19 protein-coding genes are annotated in these 16909 nt (G+C 62.7%); 7 read left to right on the top strand and 12 right to left on the bottom strand.

Annotated features, from left to right (window positions below; all coding sequences use genetic code 11):
* Positions 1–106: 106 nt before the first annotated feature.
* Positions 107–778, bottom strand: coding sequence for a TetR/AcrR family transcriptional regulator (locus tag C563_RS0112980; RefSeq protein ID WP_043424144.1), 672 nt, complete (start codon positions 776–778; stop codon positions 107–109).
* Between the two features lie 401 nt (positions 779–1179).
* Between C563_RS0112980 and C563_RS21240 the strand changes: the two genes are divergently transcribed.
* Positions 1180–1476, top strand: a complete 297-nt coding sequence (locus C563_RS21240) for a hypothetical protein (protein WP_018762492.1) — start codon at positions 1180–1182, stop codon at positions 1474–1476.
* Positions 1477–1933: 457 nt separating this feature from the next.
* Here the strand turns inward: C563_RS21240 and C563_RS0112965 are convergent, their stop codons facing one another.
* The gene (locus C563_RS0112965) at positions 1934–2806 is read right to left on the bottom strand and encodes an SDR family NAD(P)-dependent oxidoreductase (protein WP_018762490.1); all 873 of its coding nucleotides are present in this window, start codon (positions 2804–2806) and stop codon (positions 1934–1936) included.
* A gap of 108 nt (positions 2807–2914) precedes the next feature.
* Between C563_RS0112965 and C563_RS0112960 the strand changes: the two genes are divergently transcribed.
* Positions 2915–3511, top strand: a complete 597-nt coding sequence (locus tag C563_RS0112960) for a TetR/AcrR family transcriptional regulator (protein WP_018762489.1) — start codon at positions 2915–2917, stop codon at positions 3509–3511.
* 340 nt (positions 3512–3851) lie between these two features.
* Here the strand turns inward: C563_RS0112960 and C563_RS0112955 are convergent, their stop codons facing one another.
* A complete protein-coding gene (locus C563_RS0112955) occupies positions 3852–4898 on the bottom strand; it encodes a PDDEXK nuclease domain-containing protein (protein WP_026264777.1) in 1047 nt (348 codons plus the stop codon).
* A gap of 274 nt (positions 4899–5172) precedes the next feature.
* On the opposite strand from C563_RS0112955, the gene C563_RS0112950 reads away from it, so the two are divergent.
* Positions 5173–5556 carry a hypothetical protein gene (locus C563_RS0112950; RefSeq protein ID WP_018762487.1) on the top strand — a complete coding sequence of 128 codons (384 nt, stop codon included), beginning with the start codon at positions 5173–5175 and terminating at the stop codon, positions 5554–5556.
* 519 nt (positions 5557–6075) lie between these two features.
* Here C563_RS0112950 and C563_RS0112940 read toward each other — a convergent pair.
* Genes C563_RS0112940 through C563_RS0112930 form a run of 3 tightly spaced genes read right to left on the bottom strand, consistent with a single transcriptional unit; the run spans position 6076 to position 9368 of the window.
* Positions 6076–7308 carry a hypothetical protein gene (locus tag C563_RS0112940; RefSeq protein WP_018762485.1) on the bottom strand — a complete coding sequence of 411 codons (1233 nt, stop codon included), beginning with the start codon at positions 7306–7308 and terminating at the stop codon, positions 6076–6078.
* Between the two features lie 30 nt (positions 7309–7338).
* Entirely contained in the window at positions 7339–8976 is a 1638-nt protein-coding gene (locus C563_RS0112935) for a relaxase/mobilization nuclease domain-containing protein (protein WP_018762484.1), read from the bottom strand.
* Positions 8977–8978: 2 nt separating this feature from the next.
* Entirely contained in the window at positions 8979–9368 is a 390-nt protein-coding gene (locus C563_RS0112930) for a MobC family plasmid mobilization relaxosome protein (protein ID WP_231369888.1), read from the bottom strand.
* Between the two features lie 448 nt (positions 9369–9816).
* Here C563_RS0112930 and C563_RS0112925 point away from each other — a divergent pair, with 448 nt between their 5' ends.
* Both C563_RS0112925 and C563_RS0112920 read left to right on the top strand, forming a co-directional pair.
* Positions 9817–10395: a hypothetical protein gene (locus tag C563_RS0112925; protein WP_155845169.1), complete on the top strand. Its 579-nt coding sequence runs from the start codon at positions 9817–9819 to the stop codon at positions 10393–10395.
* A 29-nt stretch (positions 10396–10424) separates the two neighbouring features.
* On the top strand, positions 10425–10727 hold the full coding sequence (locus C563_RS0112920; RefSeq protein ID WP_018762481.1) for a hypothetical protein: 303 nt from the start codon (positions 10425–10427) through the stop codon (positions 10725–10727).
* Between the two features lie 518 nt (positions 10728–11245).
* Here C563_RS0112920 and C563_RS0112915 read toward each other — a convergent pair.
* From C563_RS0112915 to C563_RS0112895, 5 genes are all read right to left on the bottom strand, one after another.
* Positions 11246–11533 (bottom strand): helix-turn-helix domain-containing protein, encoded by a 288-nt coding sequence (locus tag C563_RS0112915; protein ID WP_018762480.1) that lies wholly within the window; start codon positions 11531–11533, stop codon positions 11246–11248.
* Between the two features lie 3 nt (positions 11534–11536).
* The gene (locus C563_RS0112910; protein WP_018762479.1) at positions 11537–11803 is read right to left on the bottom strand and encodes a ParB family protein; all 267 of its coding nucleotides are present in this window, start codon (positions 11801–11803) and stop codon (positions 11537–11539) included.
* A gap of 56 nt (positions 11804–11859) precedes the next feature.
* Entirely contained in the window at positions 11860–12222 is a 363-nt protein-coding gene (locus tag C563_RS0112905; protein WP_018762478.1) for a hypothetical protein, read from the bottom strand.
* Positions 12223–12348: 126 nt separating this feature from the next.
* Positions 12349–13245, bottom strand: coding sequence for a single-stranded DNA-binding protein (locus C563_RS22785; protein WP_026264775.1), 897 nt, complete (start codon positions 13243–13245; stop codon positions 12349–12351).
* 5 nt (positions 13246–13250) lie between these two features.
* Complete coding sequence (locus C563_RS0112895; protein ID WP_026264774.1) at positions 13251–13517, bottom strand: glutaredoxin family protein; 267 nt, start codon at positions 13515–13517, stop codon at positions 13251–13253.
* Positions 13518–13998: 481 nt separating this feature from the next.
* Between C563_RS0112895 and C563_RS0112890 the strand changes: the two genes are divergently transcribed.
* Together C563_RS0112890 and C563_RS0112885 are read left to right on the top strand one after the other, a co-directional pair.
* Positions 13999–14673, top strand: coding sequence for a helicase associated domain-containing protein (locus C563_RS0112890; protein WP_018762475.1), 675 nt, complete (start codon positions 13999–14001; stop codon positions 14671–14673).
* Positions 14674–14831: 158 nt separating this feature from the next.
* Positions 14832–15059 (top strand): DUF2188 domain-containing protein, encoded by a 228-nt coding sequence (locus tag C563_RS0112885; protein ID WP_018762474.1) that lies wholly within the window; start codon positions 14832–14834, stop codon positions 15057–15059.
* A gap of 346 nt (positions 15060–15405) precedes the next feature.
* On the opposite strand, the gene C563_RS0112880 is transcribed toward C563_RS0112885, so the two are convergent.
* Positions 15406–16758, bottom strand: a complete 1353-nt coding sequence (locus C563_RS0112880; RefSeq protein ID WP_018762473.1) for a ParB/RepB/Spo0J family partition protein — start codon at positions 16756–16758, stop codon at positions 15406–15408.
* Positions 16759–16909 lie beyond the last annotated feature (151 nt).

Raw genomic sequence — 16909 nt, 5'->3', positions numbered from 1 at the left:
CAACCGGCATGCGACTGTGGCAGTCCCTCCCGGCCTGTCACCCGAGGGAGGCGCCTAATTGGTGCGCCATTGACCCTCATGGTGCAAATCGTGACGAAGCCCCGCCTCACGGCCGTTCGAGCAAGCGCTCCACGCCAAGAGACACAATGTCGAGATTGAAAGCAAACTGCTCTTCGGTGCCCAGTTCCGTTGACCGGCCTCCAACCAGCTTGCGGAGAAGTGTGAACTCCTCTTGCGGGGCCTTCTCAAGCAAGTGTTCAAGGACGGGTTCCTGAGGGTGCCGGCCAGCGGTTTTTGGAATGGAGCGGTCCGTGGCGGACGTGAAGGCAAGGCCCGCCAGCATCGCTATCACCCGTCCGGCTTCAGCTTCAGCCAGACCCGCGGCAACGAGCGCCTCCGCAGCCGCCTCGGCCGGTCGGATAGCCTCAAGATCGGCCTCGGTTTCGTAGCCGACATAACTTGCCCATGCACCGGCAGCCATGACGGCATCCCTGGTGATATGGGCAAATGCGCGTATGGCCTTCCTCCAGTCCTTCTCGGGAGTGAAATCGTGGGCCGCAACTGCCTCACGGAATGCATCGGCAGCAACCATCCGCAGCAGCGAGTCGCGGTTGTCAACGTGGTAATGCAGAGTCTTCCGGTCCACGCCAATCTCCTCAGCGAGGGCCTGCATTGTCAAAGTTGCTGGGTCAAGTACCTTGGCGGCCTCGATGATTCGTTCGCGATCAACCCTCCGCGGCCGACCACGGCGTGGCTTCACGCTCTCCACGCTTGTCATAGCCACTCCTTTTCGCATCCGACCGCACTCGCCTTAGTCCACTTCTGCTCGCGAAGGGCCGGCCTGGAGCAGTGACTTGACCTCACGGGTAACCCCGCATATCTTTTTTACCACGCCGGGAAAAAATCCCGAAAAGAGAGGTCTCACAGACTCTACCTGAGTCCCTAAGGCCTTACCAGCCCGCAAGATCTCGAAATGTGAGACCAATTATTGAGGCACGGCCAATGCCCAAACGTGGCCTCCGCCCCGCTGGCCCAAGCCGGAAAGCCGCCACACTCTGAAGCCCATAGCCCCGAGCTCCCTGCCCTTGGAATAACACGTTCCCACGCAAGGACGCCGTGGCCGTCCTGCTATCAACGCGGTGCCCCTGCATTTGCCCAACCGCTAAAGGAAAAGTTGACATGGAAGTACCTAGCAATGGAATTGGCCGCCTGCGGCTGACCATAGACAGCCGCAGGCAGCTGGAGGAGGCGTTGGACTCCGCCGTCGCCGAACTCATGTCTAGGCAAAACTCGAACGCCCGGGACGGGATCCTGGTGACCCGCCACGACCACAGGACGTTCACCGTCCAATTCTCCAGTGACGTCCAGCGCGGGATCGTGCTGGAACAGGACTTGCGCCTTCGGGCAGCCCCGGAAGGCGGCCCTCGCAGGCACGAAGACGTTAGCCTCGCCCCGGTGCTATCGGCCCTGTGTTGAAACGTGCAGCTCAGGGCACGCATGCTCCACCCGCCGCGCTCTCCTGCCACCTACTCCCCGGTTTCTTGAAGGCCTTCACATGAGCATTCACGCCGCAGGCTTTTCTGATCGGAAGGTGCCGTCCGCAGTCGACGATTGGACGGCGGCCGCAGGTCGGCATGTCGCAATATATCGAAACGGTGTGCAGGTTGACCGCGGGCAGGTTGAGGCGATAACTGCCGACGGAAAGATCCTGTGGCTCATGCAGGACGGTGCTCAGTACAGGCGCATCGTTGAGAAGGTTCCGGGAATTGAGTTGTGCTTTCTAGAGGAAGCGGGCGCCTGTCCTGCTGTGCATCGAGGGGTGGGCGGGCGTCCCAGTATCGAAGGCTGCCATGCTCCCTAAACCGTGAAGTCAGCAGGAGGATGGTGACCTCCTGCCGACCTCACACCCCCATATAGAGTGGGCCTAGGGGCCTCACCCCATCCACTGCCCGCCCGCAACGTCGATCGTCTGGCCGCACATATAGTCAGCGGCCTCCGTGCTGAGGTAGGCGACCATATTCGCAACCTCTTCCGGGATGGATACCCGACCGAGCTGGATATAGCGGTCAACCGCTTCCAGCATCGAACCTTTCGCGGCCAGAGCCTGCTCGTCGGAGGCATTGGCCAGGATGTCCCTCAGGAGGGGGTTGATCATGAGCCCGGGAGCTACCCCCAGGACATTGATCCCCCGTGAGGCGAACTCATGGGCAAGATTGCGGGTGAAGCCAATAACACCCGACTTTGCCGCGTTGTAGACGGTAAGTCCGCGGTGCTGTATCCGTCCACCAACAGATGCGATGTTAATGATGCGGCCGTGGCCCTGGGGCAGGAAGTGCTCGACCGCGGCATGTGCGCCGTAAATCAGCATCGTCAGGCTCCCGTGGACGGTGTAGTCGATGTCCGCCTTGGTGTGGTTTTCGAACCTGTCGGAGACCACCTGAACGGGGTTATTGATCATGATGTCCAGGCCCCCGAGAGCCTGCGTGCTTTCCGAGACCACAGAATGCACCTGATCCCAATCGGACAGGTCTGCCTGGAACGGGATGGCTCGCGTGCCCCATCGGCGTTCGATGGTCTCCGCGTTGGCGACGGCGCCGTCCTTATTCAAATCAATGACAGCGACGTCGGCCCCCAGGCCGGCAAGCCGGTTGGCGATGGCCTGGCCCAGACCGCCTCCCCCTGCTCCGGTGACTACTGCCTTTTTTCCTTTGAGGTCCATCAGGTCGGTTACCCGCTTTTCGACAATGTGCGTCGGCAGCCGGTCGAAGCCCATCGTCTCGGCGAAATCAACGTTATGTGTGCTCATCATGCTCCTCGTTGGTTATGGAGGGCGCCGGGCTCCCGGACGACGGGGCTCCATTGCCTAAAGGCAACATACTGTTGCCTTTTCTCAAGGTCAATAGAATGCTGTTCCATGGCCGATTCAATGCGCAGAACACGGGGAGTCCAGCAGGGCGCGCGCAGTTCGCAGGTAGTTGATGCCGTTCTAAGTGCCACCACCGCGGAACTGTCACGGGCAGGTTATGCCGGCCTCACGATTGAGGCCGTAGCCAAGGCTGCAGGCGTAAACCGCACGACGGTATACCGGCGTTGGCCGACGCGGGCGGCCTTGCTGGCTGCCGTCCTGGAGCCACTCCTGGCCCGCTATGACGTTGTTCCTGACACCGGCTCGAGCTGTCATGATTTGTCCGTGCTGTTACGAACTGTGCGCGACAATGCAGAGTTGCCCGAGGGTCAGGCCTTCACGGAGGCGGCAAGGTCCACGTCCGCCGAGCTGCAGGCTTTGATGTCCGCGGCGCTGCACAGAGCCCTCGTCCCCTTCCACGCCGTGCTCGGTCGCGCAGTCGAGCGGGCCGAGATCGAACCGGAGCAGCGTGACCTCATAGCCCAGATCGCTTTCTTTGGCGCCGTTATGTGGACGCAAACGCATCCCAAGCCTTTAACGGACGCGGAGTGCGACGACATGGCTCAGCTGCTCCTGCCTGCCGCAGCCGATGCCGGAACAAGATGAGATCCTGGTGCCCTTACGCTCCATCGGGCCGCGAGCCCAAAACGGGACCGTTGACTGGGTGACGTCCGATCTGCCATTCCCCCTCGTATCGGCATAGAGCATCAAGACAGGCTTGTTGCAAGCCTATGGACCCGAATCCTGCTCGGGCTTTGAGACGTTGATGACGTAAAGTACACCCCAACCTGACGTCAGTTGGTCCCCTTACACCTGTCAGATTTGGGTCCGAATCAGCATTTCAGCACACGTTCGGGAGAGGGTCTAAGACTTCAGCTGGACGTCTTGGGCAGCTGACATGGCTGCCCGCGGCAGGGCCTTGGACACCTGTCAGCCATCCGCACGACTATATGCTGTCCGAATCGCCCACTGTTCCTTGTTCGAGCGCTGCGGTGATCGCTTCCGGCGATGGCAGCGCGGCTCGTTCCTCCGGCGGAAGGGAGTCATAGGTGTACGAGCTGACGGCAACGGGCTGGGACGAGCCGTTCAGTGCGTATCTCACTGTCGGCTCGTGTTTGGATCCGCAAACGAGAATTCCCACGCTAGGTGCCATCCCGGGGAATCTCACCAAATCATTGACCGCCGCGACATAGAAATTCAGTTGGCCGAGATGCTCCGGTCTGAACTTTCCGGACTTTAGCTCCACAACCACGAACCTGTTGGTTGGGACGTGCACCAGGAGAAGGTCGATGTAGAAATCCTCGCCCTGGACATCGAGGTGATATTGGCGGCCATAGAATGCGAACCCTCGGCCGAACTCGGCCAGTGTCTGGGACATCCGTTGAGTCATGGCTTCTTCCATGGCCAGTTCTTCGACTTCCTTGGTCAGGCCGAGGAAGTCGAAGACCAGAGGATCCTTGGCCATGCTCCGGGCAAGCGCAGCCCCATCCTCGGACAGGCGCTCTTCGAGATTGTTCGGAGCAGCTCCTACCCTGCGATGCAGGCCGGTGGTGATTTGGTGTTCGAGGACTTCGAGCCGCCACTTGTGCTCGACCGCCCGTTCTGCGTACCAGTCGCGGATCGCTGGATCCTTTAGCTTTAGCAGCTCGATGATATGACCCCATGGCAGACCTTTCACATGGTTCCTGACGGATGGATCCGACAAATCCCAGACAGCTGCGAATGCCCTCATGTAAAACAGGTTTGAGCGGGAGAACCCGCGCATGTGGGGAAATGCGGATTTCAGGTCGGCTGCAAGTCGCTGCAGAATCTTGGTCCCCCAAGGCTGGGCTGCCTGGCGCTGCAGGATCGTGGAGCCAATCTCCCAGTACATTTCGACCATGGCGTTGCTCGCCGCCTCTTGTGCGCGCATCTGCGCCGAAGTGACCAACTCCTTGAGGGAGACGAGCATACCGGCATAGCCGCTGGGCAGTTCAGGTTCGATCTCTGGCACGCACCCACCTTAGTCGCTGCGCCAGACAGGAGCCGTAGGGCCACAAGGAGAAGTCAATTGTCCAAAGCACTTTGGACAATTGACTTACATCCGCCCGCATCCGGCCCCCGGCCCTTGGTGACGGCTGCGCCCCGGTGCGCTCCCGCGCTTCGGGCCGCGGGGAGTCTGCCACGAGCTATATGTTGAGGTCGTTGATAGCGCTGTGAGTAAGTGGCTTTCTGGTAGATTTTGAGTAATTTAGCGCGGTGGTTTCATCGCGCAGGAAAGGGAGCCGATGACTGCCTCAATTGACCTTGGCGCCACCCACAGCGGAACAGCGCGGCTGGGCATTCGCGAGATCGTCCGGCAGCTCAACAGCACGCTTGGGGCGACGCTGGTCGCGTCGTTGGCTGGCAGCAAGGACCCGAAGATCAGCTATCGCTGGGCCCGGACCGATGGCCCGGAGCCAAGGGCGAAGGCGCTGGCGCGCCTGCAGCTCGCCCACCGTGCCTGGACCTCCGTTTCAAGCGCAGAAGGCGAAGATGTGGCAAGGCTGTGGTTTGTCGGCGCCAATCCCTGGCTGGATGAGGCGTCTCCTATCGAGGCCATCAAGGACATGCGGGCCAAAGAGGTCATGGCGGCTGCTACGGCGATGACTGAGGGCAGTTTCTCTGGTTGACCGCAGTCGGTCCAGTATCGGCATGGTCTCAGTGCAGGGGCCAATTACTGGACAACTGCTGCACAATAAATTCGTCATGCAATGCCGTGGCCCCGCCGGGCTGAAATAGTCCAAAGTGCTTTGGACTATTTCGGTTGGGTCGGCCAGACCGGGCTCTTTTACGAATCGGGGTCATGCCCCAGGATCCGGAGCAGGTCTGCCGTGATCATCCGTAACTCTTCAAACCCGTGTTGGTAGAACAGTGGGGTCATCTGGGTCAGGGGCGTGTTGTCCAGCTTGGCCAGCAACGCCAGAGACTCAGCTATTACATCTCTCCCGTGGTGGCGCCCTGCGAAGCATCAGTCTCGCCAGACTTTCGCGCCATAAGATCCCTTCCATCAGAAGCGGGGCTAAGCAGCGCTGCAGAACGAACGCCGGCTTGGTGGTGCCAGGGCAGGCCTCACACCATGCGGCCGCTGTCGTGCCGCCTAATCAAGAAGCGTTAGATGGTCCGGAGTGTCCCTGCTCCTCTTTCCTTTGCTATCGACTCAATCCGTTCTTGCTCCGTTCTGCCCCCACTGTGGCACCTGGGCGGGACTTTCTAGCTTTGGCGGCCCCCTTGCCCGGGGTGACCGCTGAGCTGGGGTGCGTGCCTTCACTGCGGGCCGCGGCCAGGCGGCCGCGGATCTGGGTTTCGCTGGCCCCAGTGTTTTCCAGGGACTCGGCAAATCTTCCGTGGTGTTCGGCTGAGCCGTAGCCTTCGGCCGACGCGGTTTCTGCTTTCAGCCCTTGGTCTTTGAGCCGGCTGTCGTCGTTGCCTATGACGCGGTTCTCGATGTCGCGGCCAAGGCCCTCCAAGCGGGCGAAAAGTTCCTTTTCGGCGCGTTCGTAGCGTTGTTCAAGCGATATGAATTGGGTGCCTTTGAATCCGCCCTCTCCCAGAAGCCTGGCTTCGTGCATCTCCTTGGCAGCTTGCACCAACGCGGGGTCCTTGAAGTGGTCGTCCTGCACGCCGTTGACGTTCGCGGCGGTCTCTTGGCGCAGCTGATCAATGTCGGGACCGTTGATCCCGTCCTTGCCGATAAGGAACATGCGTTCCTGGATATCAGCGTCGGCTGCTTCCATAGCGGCGGGGGTTTTCGCATTGTGGGCCCGCTGCAGGGCCTGTGCCAGCTCCGGGTTTGCCAGGTACTCCACGGGTACCTGGTGACGCTCCATTTCAGGTGCCAGCTTCTCAGCCTGGGCCCGTCGTTCTTCTGCCTGCGCAGCCGCGATCAGCTGCATTGCTTTCTCGTGTTCGGCGGCGGCTTTCCGTGCTTCTTCCTGACCGCGTGCCAGCTCGTCGCGCCGTGCGTTTTCCGTCGCGATGGTTGCGATTCCTGATTCAAGGTAGGCGGTGTCCGCGCCGACGTCATAGGTGTAGATGCCGTACCTGGTGAAAACTTCTTCACGGATTTTCGTTGCTGCTTCCAGGGCGGCGGGGTCGTGGTCTTTCCAGCCTTCGGCGATGGCGTGTGCCGTGGCGATGTCGGCCGGCTGCGCCTTGTCCCACCACTCATCCTTCTGTACTGGTGCGAGGACGGCGCGGGCTGTACTCCGTTCAGCCGTAAGGCGCGCTTGGGCTTCGTGCGCTGCCTGGGAGTCGAGGTGTTCCTGCTGTCGCTGGGCTTCCTGCCGGCGCCGTGCCAGCGTCTCGGCAATGCGTGAGGCGACCATCAGGGAATGCCGCATTCCGTTGTCGAGAACGTCGTCGATGCCATCTGATTCACTCATGGTGTTCCCCTTGCACTAGTGGTGTGATTCTTATCGGTCGAGTCCCGAACCGGTGCCCCGGTTCGGTTGAGAGGTCTTAGCTGGTGTCGCCGGTGTAGGTGTCGTGGGAACCACAGACCCCGAGCGGATCGGGGCCATGCCGCGACGTGCAATATCAACTGCCCTCGTCGGCACCGCAGCCGACGCTGCCGACTGCCGTTCAGCTCCCACGGCAACCGCCTTGGGCATCGTTGCGGTGAACGGGGCCAGCTGGTTTTCCACCACGGCTCGGATGCGCTGGGCTTCCCGGGCCCGGCCGGATTGGGCGTGCATCTCATACACCGCAAAAGCGGTATTGATCAGCTGCACCATGAGGGCCGTCTGCGCCGCTGTCTTGTTCTTACTCGACGCAGCCATGAACAATATCGCCGTCCCCGCAATGGACGGCAGCGCAACAGGCTTGCCGTGCTGCCGTGGGGCGCGAAGCTGGGCCGTTCGGGACAGCTCCGCGGCGGTGGCGGCCAGTGGCCCGGGGGTCGGTTCCAGCCGGTACGACCATGCCGCGAACGCGCCGGAAACATCGCGGGCCGCCTTCGCCCACGTGGCGTGATCATCCCGCGGGATCTTGCGAAGCTCGTCCGCCAGGGCGGTGGCGTTCCGGGTGTAGTCAACCCAGAGCTGCGCATCCGGTGTCGCCTTCTCCGGGCCGCGGGGGTTGGCTTTGCGTTTGTTCCGGGCAGCGGCATTCCACTCGGCCGCCGCCTCGATCGAGGCCTGCGGGGTGTCTGCCCATTCCTGCCGTAACTGGCCGAGGCGAAGGTCGGTGGCGAGGGTGCCGCCGCCGAACCAGATCGGCCGCTCCCCCGGCTTCGGGCGCTCGGCTACGGAGTAGCCGATGATGACGTCGGTGGTGTTCTTCGCATACCGGGGACGCACCAGCAAGCCGGTGTCTCTGGCGCGGCGGATGAACTCCGCTTCAGTGCCCGACGCCGTGGCACTGGCACGCACCTTCCTGGCCAGGGAGGCGCGGTGCATTTCCCGGTCATCGCGTGCCGCGGTGGCCTTCTCAGCCCGGTCATAACCACGCGTGGCGTGCACACTGGAAAGCTCTTCAAGCCCATACTTGGTTTCCAGTTCCCGGCAGGTCTGCTGTGCGCGTTTGTAGTCACCGTGGGTGGAGGCCTTGGTGCCGTCTTCCCGGACCAGGGACACGGCGATGTGGATGTGGTGGTTCCCGTTCTCACTCGTTCCGTGGTTGATCGCGACCCAGCGGCACTGTGCTTTGCCGCTGGCTTCGGTGAAGCCCATCGCGTCCACGAAGTCGTTGGCGATGTCACCCCACTGCTGTTCCGTCAGGGCGCCTTCTTCGGCCCGGAGGCTCAACGAGCAGTGCCACACGTCCGCGTGCTTGTGCCCGTTCGGCACCCGTTCCTTCGTCACCGGGTCCCAGCGGAAATCCTTTTGCAGCACCTCGACGCCGAACGCCTTACGCGGCTGGTCAAGGTGCTTGGCGATCGCGACAGCATCGTCGGCATCCAGGACGCCGTCGTCGTACCAGGCCATGATCGCCGCGTCCCCGGCGACCAGGTGCGGGTCGGTGTGCGCGTTCTTCGTCTTATCCGCATCCGTCGACGCCAGATACAGGATCAGCCCGGCCATCCTGGACCCGCGGGTGATGTTCGGAATCATCCCTACATCAACCCCTCGATCGCCCGGTCAATCCGCATCGCCACCTCGCGCACATATGCCAGCGCCGCCGACGCATCCCGGGGGAATTCGTTCCCGGCGTTCGCGTGGCGGGCGATCTGGTTCACGTTGTTCGACACCCGCGCCAGCAGCGTATGGATCGCCATCAGCTCCGCCATCGCAGCTTTCCGCTGCGTCGGCGTCTCCGACCCCTCCGACAGAGCAGCAGTGAGCAGCAGGTTCGGGACCGTGACCTTCTCCCGCGCCGCCCGGGCAACCAGGGCCGCTTCCTCCTCCGCCGTCACCCACACATCGCGGCGCTTCTTCGTCCCCGCCGGGGAATTCGCGCGCCGCCGACGAGACAACGGGGAACGCGGCACATCCTCCTCAGACACCCACTCCCCCAATCCCCAAAAGCCCAGCGCAGCGACCCCGACACCCGGGGACCCACAAGCCAGTGTGCCAAACCAAGCCACACGCGCGGTGCAGGACACGCCCATTTACACCCGTGTAAATGTATAGCTTGCTCCGCCTCAGAAAGTTAGACGGTCAGCGGCGTGTTTGGCGGTAATGGATGCGGCCGTCGGCCTAGGGTGGGAGATACAGCACGACACGCTTTCTCAGGGGGAGACAATGCTTCCAAACGAAACGTCCACCGACCGATTGCGATCAGGCAGCCTGACCTACGAACCCGAAAACGCGGCCATCTTGGGCGGGAAAATCACGATCGACCTACAGGTCGATCCGCCGGCCCCACGCAAGCATCTCGTCAATGCAGCATCCGACCAGCTATTGATCGGAAGACATCATGAGAGCGGCGACGAAGGGGCCGGCGCCCCGCCCGTGACAATCCAGAGCTGCATCGACACGGTCGCTAACGTGCACCTCGAGGACGCCACCGGATCACGTGCGCACATCTGGCCCGGGGCCGAACGCCTAACAGCGTGGGTTATCCTGCCAACTCCCCTTGCCGAGCGTCCCGAAACCCAACTGCCCGGGCCCCTCTTCAAGGAGTACGCGCCGGAACCTGAGACCTATCTGCGCCACATCGAGCCCAGGGCGCTGACGCCCGTCCAAGAAGCCATTCTCCCGGCGGTCCTCGAATCAGTCCACGACGTTCTCCCACCGGCACTGCAGCCCCACGTCGACGACATCACCCACCTCATCGCCCAGGAGATCCCCTCCGCGGAAGACCTGCTGCGCGCCTACCAGCGCACCTCCGTCCCGGAAGTTCTCGCCGAATACGACCGGGCAGGCAGGCCCGAACCACTCGCACCCCAATACCAGCAAGCGGTGAAAACCGCTCAGCTCTCCTTCCCACGCCACGCCACAGAAGCACTCACGACCGCCGCCCATGCCGTGGCGGCATTACCCTCAAAGACTGCTGCCGGCGTCGCCGCCGGCCCCGCCCTCGACCGCTGACCACCACACGAAAGAGACCAAGAAAGACCATGGCCGCACTGAACATCGAAGCCACGAAAAACCAGGCACGTGAACTCCTCAACTCCCGCATTAAATCCGTCGAGCAACTCGTCCACGCACGCCAGCGCGTCACCGACCTGAAAGAGCAGCTCGCCGCCGCAGAACGCGACGACAAGCGCGCCTACGTCAAGGCAACCCGCGACGGCTGGAGCCCGGACGAACTGAAGAAACTCGGCCTCGAACCGGCTGCCGCCGGGCGCCGACGCAAAGCCCAGGCCAAGCCATCTGAAAACCCGATCACGTCCGACTCAAACGGCTCACAGGCCAACTAGCCTCTCGCGCACGACAAAAGCTAAAACCCTTCCGGCTTTTCCCGCACCCAGGTGCACGAGGGGACCCACCTGACCGGCTGCACACAGACGCCAGGTCACTGCAGGCGGGATCTCACCACCGGGACCGGCGAATGTGCACAGTCTGGAAAGTGCCAGCTCACCAACGGATACGTTCCCCATGGTTCAACACCGGCGCGGCCGTCGCACCCGAAGGGGACGGTTGGGTTTCTTTCAGCAGGGACAACACAGGGCTGCACAGCGGGGCGCTGCTGTGCATACGGAACCATCCCCGAGGGCTGGCTTCTAAGGCACAGGGGGGCTTCCCGGGCCGGTACAGGGCGGTGACAACCACAAGCTGCAGGGCGGCGCGAATCACCACCAGCTTCCGTAGGCCCGCGTGATCCAAGCAATGGCACCAGCGGCAGCAATAGGCTTCACAAGAACTGTTTCTGACTCGGGAACTGAGGAAGGGCGGCACCCGCCAGGGTGCCGCCCTTCCTGCCTCAACCGCCCGCTGGTTACTCGTCCGCCTGGGCGTCGCCGTCGGGGAGCTGGCCCGAGGCAATCTGTTCCGCTGTCTTCTTGTAGGCGGCATCAATGTATGCGGCCAGGTCATCTTCCCGGACGCGCCAAATGCCGCGCGGCCCGAATTTCGCTGCCTTCAATTCTCCACTTCGCACGAGCGCGTAGACCATCGGTTTTCCGAGGTTCAGGATCTCCTGGACGTCGTCCATTGTGAGCATCTTCGGGAACGGCAGGGACGTCCGGACGCCGATCTTGTTCACTTCTTCAGTCCACTGACCCATCGTCTACGCTTCCTCGTTTCGGTGCTGCATTTCATCCATCGTCCGCTGCCCTCGCCGCAGCTCGCCGGCCGGCACCGGAGGCCACGGCTTGCCGCCGTTGTACTTGCGCTGCAGACGCTTCACCTCACGCATCGTCGCCCGGACGATGAGGTCCGAGACGCTGGCGTCGCCCTCCTGCAGGCCGGCTGCCTTGAACGCTGCCCGGACCTGCCCGGCCTGCTCCTCGGTGTAGTACGGGGTGAACGCCGGAACCTTCTTTGGTTTCGCCATCAAGAGCCTCTGCTTTCAGACGGGCAGTGCACTCTGACAAATCCCCAGGTTGCTGATCATGAGTCCCCCTCCGTCTTGTATCCCTGCCCCGCGATGGCGTTCTGCGCCTCCGCCAAATGTTCCCCGAGCTGTGCAGCCAAGCCAGCCGCAGCACGCATATGCTCAGCGGCCACGGCGGCAGACTGAGCCGGATCCCGACCGTCATCCTCATAGACGTTGTACTCGGTAACTGACCTCTCGAGGCCTGCCGCGAGTTGTTGAAGGGCCTGGGCCAACATGTTCCCCGTGGCTCCCTTCAGATTTCCCAGCACCTTGTACACCGTGGGCGCCGGATGAGTCTGGCTCATGTGGCAGATCGCGCGTACCGCGTCATAGATGGCATCGGCTTCCTGGACAACGGCAGGCGTTTCATCACTCATGGAGGGCTCCTAGCTTCTTGCGGGAAGTGCGGCTTCAGGCCACGCGTCCCTGGTGTTCTTTGACCGGGATTCGGACAGTCTTGCGTCGGGGTCAGCGTATCGGCTGCCCCCGACGCTTGGGCTGTTTTAGAAGGGGGGTTCAGAGTCGGGTCCGTTCCCCCATCCCCCAGCTGTGTTGCTGGTAGCCGGCACGGCCCAGGGATCATCCTGCGGCCCGGTCTGCGGCTGGGCATCGGTGCTGCCCTGGAAGCCGTTCCCCTGGCCGCTTTGGGTGCCGCGCTGGGTTCGGTTGACCTTGGCGTTGGCGTAGCGGAGTGAGGGGCCGACCTCGTCTACCTCGAGCTCTATGACGGTGCGCTTCTCGCCTTCCTTGGTTTCGTAGGAACGCGACTTCAGCCGGCCCGTGACGATGACGCGCATGCCCTTGGTCAGGGACTCCGCCACGTTCTCAGCAGCTTCCCGCCACACACTGGCCCGGAGGAAAAGCGTCTCCCCGTCCTTCCACTCATTGGACTGACGATCGAAGGTCCTGGGCGTGGATGCGATGGTGAAGTTCGCGACTGCAGATCCACTCGGAGTGAATCTCAGCTCTGGATCTGATGTCAGGTTTCCAACGACAGTAATGGTGGTTTCGCCGGCCATGATGGTTCCTTTTCCTCGCGTGCTGGTGATGTTCTCGGTGCCTGTTGTTGGTTCGTTCGCAGGTTCAGTCCCGCTCGGCTCGTCGTGGGTGAGGTCGTTGGGTTGGTACTGGTTCGCGGTGTGTTCGTCCCAGAGCCCGCCCTCCCCGAGCGGGGCGCGTTTGATCGCGTTAAGGTACCCGTCATGCCCCGCGTTGCCCTGGATGGCGTAGCCCTCGTACAGGTCCTCATTGAGAGGTTCCACCATCGCGGGTTCCACAAGGTACGGGTCCACAACGTCGGGGTTAATCCTGCCGCTGGGGTTGACCTGCCGGAACAGGTCCACCTCCAACGGGATCCGCGGGTGGAGGTTGTACCCGACGACCGGGCGCATGCTCTCCATGGCCCTCACGCCGCCTTGTGGCTCATGGCCGCCTGGACGAGCTTGTCGCGGCGCAGGCCCGACCAGTGGTCCTGGTCATCGGCGTTGTTCACGACCACGGGCGCCTGGGAGTAGCCAAGTTCGGCGGTGATGTACTCCAGCGCCTCCGGGACTTCGGTGATGTCCACGGCCGTGTAGGTGATCCCCTTGGAATCGAAGTAGTCCTTCGTCTTCTCGCAGTTCGGGCAGTTCGGCTTGATGTAGACCGTGTAAGCGGTGAGTGAAGCAGTCATTTTCAGCACCTGGTTTCGTATCAAATGAGTTTCGTTCGTCTGGCTGAGTTGCTACCCTCAATTTTAGCAATCATTCAACTGAATGAATAGAGCTTTTACCGCTTATTCTTAGGATTTTTGGGGAATACTTTTACGCACAAATGTGCAATTCCCCCCGCCACGGATTTCCGTTACGGATGGCAAGTCCTGCCGCTGGCGACTGTGGTGATCCCCGCAGGCTCCCACGGCGGCAGCCCCCATGCGCCGTGAGAGGTTCGTGCCGGCTGTGGTGACGTACGGGTCCTTGGGTAATGGGCGATGTGAATAGGTGTCGTCCCGGCTGCAGGAATGTCTGCCCCGGTGTTTCGGTTCACCCGGAGGCGTCGGTGGTGGACCATGGGGAAGGTATCCGGTCGGGCCGGGTGCCCGCCCGGATGTGGTTAGCCTACGGTGAGGTGTGTGTGAGGGCCGGAGGTCCGGGCAGAGGAATCGGGGGTGACGTATGGGCGGGACACGGCGTTCTGCACCGGATGCGGAGTGGGTGCAGATGTACCGGGCAGGCCTGCCTGCTTCCAGGATCGCTTCGTTGTCGGCGGCCGCGGAGTCCACGGTCCGGTATCACCTGCAGATCGCTGCCCGGGAAGAACCGTCCCTCCGGGCCGAGCATCGACGTGCGGTGCCGCGCCCGCCGGCGAAGATGGACAGCCGGAGCCTGCAAAACCTCGAGGACATTATTGCCCTGTATCGGGCCGAAGGCCGGCTGCCCAGTCCGCGGGCGAAGTCCGCGCGGGAGCGCGCCCTGAGCACCTGGCTTGGGCGCAGGCGCCAGGACGCCGACAACGGCACCCTCTCCCCCACTGTCAAAGCCCGGCTCGGGGAAATCCCGGGCTGGGACGCACCGCGCCGGCAGAAAGAAAGACGCGAAGCGCTGTGGAATCAGCGCCTGGTGGAACTCATCGCTTACAGGGCCGAGGGCAAGGACTGGCCGCTGCATAAGAATGCCGGCACCGAGCAGGAGCGTGTACTTGGAGTGTGGATCCACGGCCAAAGAATCACCTACCGCCACGGCACACTGGCCCCGGCGAGGCAGGCAAGGCTGGACGCCGAGTTGCCGGGCTGGCGGCAGGGCCGGCCCCGACGGGGCGGCCGTCCAAAACCTCCCCCGCTTGAAAACTAAGCATGCTTTCTATTAGTTTGGTGTCAGCTTCTCCGCCTGTCCCCCATCAGGCGGAGTGGTTGCCAGGAAGGCCCCGCACGACGAACGTCCTGCGGGGTTTTCGCTATCCGCGCTTGCGCAGCAGGTGTCTTGGAACCAAACGGCAGAGGGAGTGTGTAATGGCTCAGGGTGATATCGAGACGTACTACGAAGACGGCCAGTGGAAAAACAAGCGCGAAGGCACTGACCGCGCGTTCGGTGCCGGCTATGGCACCAAGGAAGAGGCAGTGGCCGCCGGCCGCGACGCCGCGAAAGCGAACAAGGTCGAGCACGTCATCAAGAACCAGGACGGCCAGATCGCTGAGAAGAACAGCTACGGCAACGATCCCCGGAATGTCCCGGGCTGATTGCTACCCGTCAATGGCCCGCGGTGGCCTGGAGACACAAAGATGGGCCGGCTCAAAGAGCCGGCCCTTCTGCGTTCTCCTCGGCAAAGGAAATCTACGGATTCAGCCTAGCCGAATGTTGTGGGTGGTGCCCGCAGCGGTCCAGGTGGGCGTCGTTGTTCCTGGGCGCGCGGCACCGTGGTGGTGTGGGGAATGGGTGCGTTGATCGGCGGTCCGCCGCTGGTGATTGGCTGCTGTGGTTCACCCTGGGCGGCGGACCGCCCGACTTCTGGAAGGTTCCTGGCCCTGACGGGGTGAGTGGCCGCTGGGGTCCTTGCCGGGCGGGGCTTCCGCCCGGCAAGGGTATTTATGCGGCCGCGTCGTCCTCGGCTGGTTTCTGCCCGTCGATGATGATGCTTTCCACTTCGCTGGGGGTGTATCCCCATGTGACCAGCTGGTTCAGGTAGTCCCGGTGTGTCTGGCTCGGGGACCGCCACGAGTCTTTGGCGATGGTCTTCTCATACCCTGCGCACACCAGCGCGATCAGGGAGAACTCGGGCCGCGCCTCGGTTTTGGCGACGTGGTCCCGCAGCGGGTTCCAGCCCCAGCGGTTGGTTTCTTCGACCTTGGCCCCGACCATTTCGGCAGCGACCTTTCCGTCGTATCCGCTGGCGGTTTCGGAGTGGTGGGTGATGGCGTGGACGGTGAAGTACTGCCAGCCCTTGGGTGCCTGCTTCCTGGCCAGCAGGGCCTTGACGAACTCGCGGCGGACCTTGGTCGCTGATTCCATGGCCTTGTTGTTGGCGATCAGGGTTTTCCGCTCGGCCTTCTGCTCATCGGTCATCGGACCCTTCTGGGCCTGCGTCCCGCCGTTGTAGCGCTCGTACTTGGGGCTGAAGCCCAATTCCTTCCAGTCGCTGATGACAGGCTGGGCAGAATGCTCGCCCCGGTAGTTGGTGCTGATGATGTAGGCGTTGGCGTCCTCGTCGGTGGCCGGTTCCCCGTCCGGGCGTTTGGCCGCTGAGACGTACAGGTTCTCCTCGTCGGCGTAGTGCCCGGCGTCTTCGACGATGGCTTTGCCCTGGGCGATGAGTTCTTCGATCAGGGCCGAGAGCTGGGCCTTGGATTCTCGGTCGTCGCGGAGCTTCTGGGCGATGTGGTCGAAGTACTGCGGTTCGTCCCGGATCACGGATTCGAGTTCCTCGATGGCGTCCTGGTCCCCTTCGAACTCGGTCATCACCAAGGCCATGTCGAGGGTGTAGCCGCTCTCGAGGGCCTTGGCGCCGGTGGTGGAGGCCTTGGCTTTGAGCGCGTTTTCGACCTTGTCCTTGGTCCTGCCGGTCTTCTTGGCGATCGCGGCCGCCGGGACGCCGATCAGGGACAGCTGGTGGTAGGCGTCAGCTTCGTCGGCTTCGGTCAGTTCGGCGCGCTGGATGTTCTCCACGACCTGCGTGACTATGCGTTCGGCTTCCTCGGGTGAGTCGATGATCAGGACCGGGATGAGGGTCCGTTCGGCTTCGACGGCGGCCCGGGTGCGGCGCTGGCCCATCAGGACGTGGACGGTGTCGTCGTCCTTGCGGTGGGCGATCACCGGTTCCATCACGCCGTGTTCCTTGATGCTGGCGACGAAGTCAGCCGTGAGGGCGGCGTCCTTGCGGACGTTGATGTCCACGGTCAGGGTTGCCGGGTCGAGCATTTCAAGCGTGGGTGTTGCGTTCATGTTTTAGTCCTTCTTGCCGAGAAGTTGGGTGGGTGGGGCGATCAATGGTGACCGGCCAGCTCCCCTCTCCCCCGTTGTTTTTTGGCTGCTGGCGAAGCTTGCGGAGCTGTGCCCGTGCAGGCCCGTCTACCCGCAGGGCAAGGGGACGGAA

The organism is Arthrobacter sp. 135MFCol5.1, from assembly GCF_000374865.1.
Lineage (GTDB): Bacteria > Actinomycetota > Actinomycetes > Actinomycetales > Micrococcaceae > Arthrobacter.
This window is presented reverse-complemented; position numbering and strand designations above follow the sequence as displayed.

What these genes read in the sequence shown, in the direction of transcription:
- C563_RS0112890 (WP_018762475.1), top strand. Translation starts at nt 13,999, where the DNA reads ATGGGCGGGACACGGCGTTCTGCACCGGATGCGGAGTGGGTGCAGATG.
- C563_RS0112950 (WP_018762487.1), top strand. Translation starts at nt 5,173, where the DNA reads ATGACTGCCTCAATTGACCTTGGCGCCACCCACAGCGGAACAGCGCGG.
- C563_RS0112920 (WP_018762481.1), top strand. Translation starts at nt 10,425, where the DNA reads ATGGCCGCACTGAACATCGAAGCCACGAAAAACCAGGCACGTGAACTC.
- C563_RS0112910 (WP_018762479.1), bottom strand. Translation starts at nt 11,803, where the DNA reads ATGGCGAAACCAAAGAAGGTTCCGGCGTTCACCCCGTACTACACCGAG.
- C563_RS0112960 (WP_018762489.1), top strand. Translation starts at nt 2,915, where the DNA reads ATGGCCGATTCAATGCGCAGAACACGGGGAGTCCAGCAGGGCGCGCGC.
- C563_RS0112895 (WP_026264774.1), bottom strand. Translation starts at nt 13,517, where the DNA reads ATGACTGCTTCACTCACCGCTTACACGGTCTACATCAAGCCGAACTGC.
- C563_RS0112905 (WP_018762478.1), bottom strand. Translation starts at nt 12,222, where the DNA reads ATGAGTGATGAAACGCCTGCCGTTGTCCAGGAAGCCGATGCCATCTAT.
- C563_RS21240 (WP_018762492.1), top strand. Translation starts at nt 1,180, where the DNA reads ATGGAAGTACCTAGCAATGGAATTGGCCGCCTGCGGCTGACCATAGAC.
- C563_RS0112880 (WP_018762473.1), bottom strand. Translation starts at nt 16,758, where the DNA reads ATGAACGCAACACCCACGCTTGAAATGCTCGACCCGGCAACCCTGACC.
- C563_RS0112935 (WP_018762484.1), bottom strand. Translation starts at nt 8,976, where the DNA reads ATGATTCCGAACATCACCCGCGGGTCCAGGATGGCCGGGCTGATCCTG.
- C563_RS0112980 (WP_043424144.1), bottom strand. Translation starts at nt 778, where the DNA reads ATGACAAGCGTGGAGAGCGTGAAGCCACGCCGTGGTCGGCCGCGGAGG.
- C563_RS0112940 (WP_018762485.1), bottom strand. Translation starts at nt 7,308, where the DNA reads ATGAGTGAATCAGATGGCATCGACGACGTTCTCGACAACGGAATGCGG.
- C563_RS22785 (WP_026264775.1), bottom strand. Translation starts at nt 13,245, where the DNA reads ATGGAGAGCATGCGCCCGGTCGTCGGGTACAACCTCCACCCGCGGATC.
- C563_RS0112885 (WP_018762474.1), top strand. Translation starts at nt 14,832, where the DNA reads ATGGCTCAGGGTGATATCGAGACGTACTACGAAGACGGCCAGTGGAAA.
- C563_RS0112915 (WP_018762480.1), bottom strand. Translation starts at nt 11,533, where the DNA reads ATGGGTCAGTGGACTGAAGAAGTGAACAAGATCGGCGTCCGGACGTCC.
- C563_RS0112965 (WP_018762490.1), bottom strand. Translation starts at nt 2,806, where the DNA reads ATGAGCACACATAACGTTGATTTCGCCGAGACGATGGGCTTCGACCGG.